This window comes from Kaarinaea lacus (assembly GCF_975902315.1).
Genome location: NZ_CDLKIE010000509.1, coordinates 1 through 5,584 on the forward strand (window position 1 = coordinate 1; position 5,584 = coordinate 5,584).

Annotated in this window: 2 protein-coding genes; both read right to left on the bottom strand. The window is 50.1% G+C overall.

Annotated features, from left to right (window positions below; translation table 11 throughout):
* The coding region (locus ACWVCM_RS15895) for a circularly permuted type 2 ATP-grasp protein (protein ID WP_455202750.1) at nucleotides 1-2,125 on the bottom strand (2,125 nt) is incomplete at its 3' end.
* A 156-nt stretch (nucleotides 2,126-2,281) separates the two neighbouring features.
* A partial coding sequence (locus ACWVCM_RS15900) for a transglutaminase family protein (RefSeq protein WP_455202749.1) occupies nucleotides 2,282-5,584 on the bottom strand: 3,303 nt, incomplete at its 5' end.

Here is a 5,584-nt window from a genome sequence, read left to right on the forward strand (position 1 = left end):
CATGGGTCGGTACGGATAGCGTGCGCATGATCGAGATAATCATCAAGCTGCGTTCGATTCGGCGCCCAATGTCAAGGAATCGCCAGCCCTGTTCACGGGTCATGCTTTCGCTGGTCAATCCAGATAGCGCCACCAGTGAAGTGATAATCTGGTCCAGCATGTCCTGCAGCTCGATCAGGCTGATATTGTTTCTCACTGAACGCTCCAGCCATTCTTCGGTAATGTCGTCCATCACTCGCCAGGTATCCGTCGACCAGCGGTCGCGCACACCATAGGCAGCCTGGATCAGTGTAGTAATAGTATTGGATAGGCCTCCGGTGCGTTTGGAGTCCAGTGTAATGGCCAGTAATTCTTCATTGGGATTGGCCAATAATTCTTCGTTTTCTTCAGCAACAAAACCAGGATAGGTGGTGGTGATATGCGTTAAAGAACGCAGTAAATTGCGTACACTGACCGATTCATTACCATCAGTCTGTTTTTCTGACTGCAACAGTTTCTGAACAACGATCCGCAAGTAACGCGCGCTGTCTTCGGCACGTTCCGCATAACGTCCAACCCAGTACAGGTTGTCTGCGGTACGGGAAGGAATATTGGAAATGCTGGCAGACGTAATCTGATCGGGTGACGGTTGCAGCCAGAGACTGACCTGCTTTTCGGGTTCTGAAGCCAGTACCCAGGTATCCTTACTGATACCACCGGCCTGGTTGGAGACGATATACTTGTCTTTTTCTACCGCGACACGGGTTAGTCCACCGGGCATCACCAGGTAATCATTCTCCCGGGCCACCATAAAGCTGCGAATAATAGACTGCCGAGGTTCCAGTGTGCCGTTGATCAGTGATGGTGTGGAGGAAAAACTTACGCGTTGTTGTCCTACATAATTGTCGGGCCTGGACAGTATACGGGCTTTTAAATTAGCCAGTTCTTTTTTACTGAGTAACGGTCCGAACATTGGCCGTGACGAAGGATGTCGGTAGAGTGGTTTAATCACCAGTTTATCGAGGTTTGCCAGGACATGATCTCGTTCTTTTTTCTGTCCGCACCACCAGGTCGCAACCGATGGCAGTCTTAATTCCTGTCCCAGAAAATGTTGCGCGATCTTGGGTAAGAAGGGTATTAATCCCGGATTTTCCAGGATGCTACTACCCAGGGGATTCGCGATAGCAACGTTGCCGCGACGTGCAACTTCCAGCAGGCCCGGTACACCCAGCATGGAATCAGCGCGTAACTCCAGTGGATCACAGTAGCTGGCATCCACCCGGCGCAGGATAACATCAACGGGGTCCAGGCCACCCAGTGATCTTACCCAGACTTTGCCATCGCGTACCGAGAGATCATCCCCCTGTACCAGTGTATAACCCAGGTAAGCCGCCAGATAGGCGTGTTCAAAATAAGTTTCGTTGCGCGGCCCCGGTGTCATTACCACTATATTGAGGTCATCTTTTTGTTGCGGTGCAATTGATGCAAGACTACTGCGCAAGGAATGGAAAAACATTGCCAGGCGATGCACGTTACAGTCGCGGAATAAGCTGGGCAAGATACGTGTCATGGCCATGCGGTTTTCCAGTGCATAGCCGGCCCCGGAAGGTGCCTGGCTGCGATCCCCCACTATCCACATCTGGTTGTCCGGACCACGCGCCATGTCAGCAGCATATACAATTAACTGGTGTTCGCCCGGCAGCGTGACCTGATCACAGGGTCTTAAAAATCCGTTATGACTATATATAAGTTCAAGGGGTAATATGCCTTTCTTGATCAGTTGCCGAGGCCCATAAATGTCTTTTAGAAGCAGGTTCATTAACTCGGCGCGTTGCACCAGGCCCTGTTCGATGCTGGACCATTCTTCGCTGCTGATTAAAAAGGGGATTGGATCCAGTTCCCAGGGACGGTTCAATCCATTGGGATCGCCATAGACATTATAGGTAACACCATTTTCCCGCAGGATGCGTTGCGCCTCGCCGCGGCGGCGATGCATTTCATCCAGTCCCAGACTTTGTAGTGACTCAATAAAATATTGCCAGTGCGGATGAGGCTTGTTTTCCGCCGACCACATCTCGTCATAGGCATCAGCGGGGGTCTGATACCACAAGGTGTTTGCGGTGGGATTTTCGTCAACGAGTTTCATTGGCACGTATTTAATTCTGTTTCTTATTATCCTACAGGCTTTCCACTATCAGGTTAATGAAAATCTAAACTGAAATAATCGCCGTGGTAGTGCGAATTACACACATTTCCTTTAACTATCAAAGCATTATTTGAGCCAGTTTGGTGGCGATACGGTTTAACCGTTGGACTGGCGGCGTAAGTCCAAAGTATACGGATATTCCTGATTGATCTCTTCTGCGGGAGGTGACATGGGGCCGGGAGGATGACCTTCTGGATAAAATTTACCCATTGAAGCAGTGTCCGGCGGCACCTGTAATACCCCCGGTGTATGGCCGAATCCCCAGAAACGGCTGATGCGGCGGGTTTCTGCTTCGTAGGCGTTGACGGGGAATGCTTCGTAATGCCGGCCACCGGGATGGGCAACATGATACTGGCAACCTCCAATGGATCGGCCATTCCAGGTATCGATGATATCCATCACCAGGGGTGAGTGTATGCCAATGGTGGGATGTAGTGCCGATGGCGGCTGCCAGGCACGATATCGTATACCCGCTACATATTCACCATGAGTACCTGTATTGTGTAATGGTACACGGCGGCCATTGCATACGACGACATAACGCGAATCCGTTAAGCCATTGACCTTGACCTGCAAGCGTTCCACGGATGAATCCACGAAACGAGCAGTGCCCAGGTTGCTGACTTCTTCACCCAGCACATTCCATGGTTCAATAGCGACCTGTAGTTCAATTTTAATATCCTTAATGTGCACGGTTCCGCAATGGGGGAAACGAAACTCCAGGAACGGCGCCAGCCATTCCAGTTTGAACGGATACCCGGCACGTTGCATGTCTTCAACCACGTCTTTAATATCCGACCAGACATAATGGGGCAGCATGAAGCGATCGTGCAGTTCGGTGCCCCAACGTACTAGCTTGTGTTTGTAGGGTTGCTTCCAGAAGCGGGCCATTAAAATGCGCAGCAATAACATTTGTACCAGGCTCATTTGTGCATGGGGTGGCATTTCAAAAGCACGAAATTCCACAATACCCAAACGACCTGTCGTCGAAGCGGGTGAATAAAGTTTATCAATACAAAATTCGGCACGATGCGTATTCCCGGTGAGATCAACCAGCAGATTTCTTAGTAAACGATCCACTAACCACGGTTCGGGAACTTCACCTTCCGGCATTTGCTGAAAGGCGATTTCCAGCTCATAAAGACTGTCGTCCTTGGCTTCATCTACGCGAGGTGCCTGGCTGGTAGGGCCGATGAATAAACCGGAAAACATATAAGATAGCCCTGGATGGTGCTGCCAGTAGGTGACCAGGCTTTGTAGCAGGTCAGGGCGACGCAGAATGGGACTGTCCGCTGGTTTTAGACCACCGATGGTGACATGGTTGCCGCCGCCGGTGCCGGTGTGACGACCGTCGAGCATAAATTTTTCTGTGGCCAGCCTGGCCTGGCGTGCCTGTTCATACAGGATAAACGTATTGTCTGACAGCTCCTGCCAGCTGTGAGCGGGATGAATGTTCACTTCGATAACACCAGGATCCGGCGTCACTGAAAACATATTCACGCGATAATCTTTGGGGGGCGGGTAGCCTTCGATGCGCACGGGAATGTTAAGTGATTCGGCAACCGATTCGATGCTGGCCACCAGGTCGAGGTAATGTTCCAGGTGCGTTAATGGTGGCATGAATATATAAAGTTGCCTGTCGCGCAGTTCTATGCAGAGCGCTGTGTGAATAATCTTTTTCGGATGTTCGCTGTCGGCGCTGTCCTGCTCGACGATTTCTTCCGGCGCGGGAAAGCTTCCGTTGACATGACTGAAACGCCGGGCTACTTCACCGTAGTAATCTCCCAGTGCAGGTAATGGTTGGAACAGGCTTTGTTCGTGTTGTTGTTCTTTATCTTTTTCCCAGGGCAGGGCTTCCAGTGGCAAACGCAAGCCCATCGGTGAGTCACCGGGAATTAAGTACATATGTTTGCGGCGAAAAGTCCACTGGCTACTTTGCCATTGTTTGCTTTTTTCATTCCATTGCACTGGCAGGGCAAAGCCTTTGGCTTCATCAATACCGGCTTCCAGTTTTTCCAGTAGCTTGCGACGTTCGTCCGTTTTCTTTAATTTATGCTTTAAAGGATCGAGGTTATCCGGCAGGCTGCCTTCTTTCCACAAATAGTAAACGGCATCTTCATAACCGGGCACGAGAAAACGTGTCGACAGGCCCACCGCCTGCGCGAGCTTTTTAGCAAATTTTTCAGTGTCTTCAATGGTGAAAGCGCTGGTGTCGTCATCTTTCAGCACTAACTTGTTATTTTGCCAGATCGGCTTGCCATCCTTGCGCCAGTAATAATTCAAAGCCCAACGCGGCAGCGGCTCGCCCGGATACCACTTACCCTGACCATAATGCAGTAAACCACCGGCACCATACTGGTGGCTTAAGCGTTCAAATAAATCATGAGCCCGTTCCAGTTTGTGTTTGCCCAATGCGGCGGTATTCCATTGTGCGGATTCCATATCATCAATGGACACAAAGGTTGGTTCGCCGCCCATGGTTAAGCGAACATCGCCATTTTCCAGCTCTTCATCTACTGACTGACCCAGAGCATTAATGGATGCCCATTGTTCGGTGGTATATGGTTTGGTAACACGAGGGTCTTCATGGATGCGTTGTACTTCGTTGTGAAAATAAAATTCCGTTTCACATTTGTCGGTACGACCGGTAACTGGCGCGGCACTGACCGGGTCTGGCGTGCAGGCCAGTGGAATGTGACCTTCACCCGCAAACAATCCTGAAGTGGGATCAAGGCCGGCCCAGCCTGCACCTGGTATATAAACTTCGCACCAGGCATGCAAGTCGGTAAAATCTTTTTCCGGACCGGATGGTCCATCCAGGGATTTCTGGTCGGCCGTCAACTGGATCAGGTAGCCCGAAACAAAGCGAGCCGCCAGGCCTAAATGACGTAATATCTGTACCAACAACCAGCCGCTGTCGCGACAGGAACCACTGGCGGTTCCAAGTGTTTCTTCACAGCTTTGAATACCGGGCTCCATACGTATCCGGTAAGAGATGTGTTTTTGTAATTGCTGGTTAAGATCAACAAGGAAATCGATAATGGGTTTCTCACTGCGATCTATTTGTCCTACCCAGTCCCGTAATTGCGGGCCGGATTCTTTCAGTTCCATGTAAGGTATCAGTTCTTTTTTTAACTGATCATCATACTTAAAGGGGAAATCCTTGGCGTATTCTTCAACAAAAAAATCAAAGGGATTGATCACGGTCATATCGGCAATCAAATCAACTTCGACGTTGAGTTTTTTAACTTTCTCCGGAAAAACGACACGCGCCAGAAAATTACCAAAAGGATCCTGTTGCCAGTTAATAAAGTGATTAGCAGGCTCGATTTTTAATGAATAACTTTCAATGGGTGTGCGGCTATGTACCGCGGGACGCAGGCGGAATACGTGGGGTGA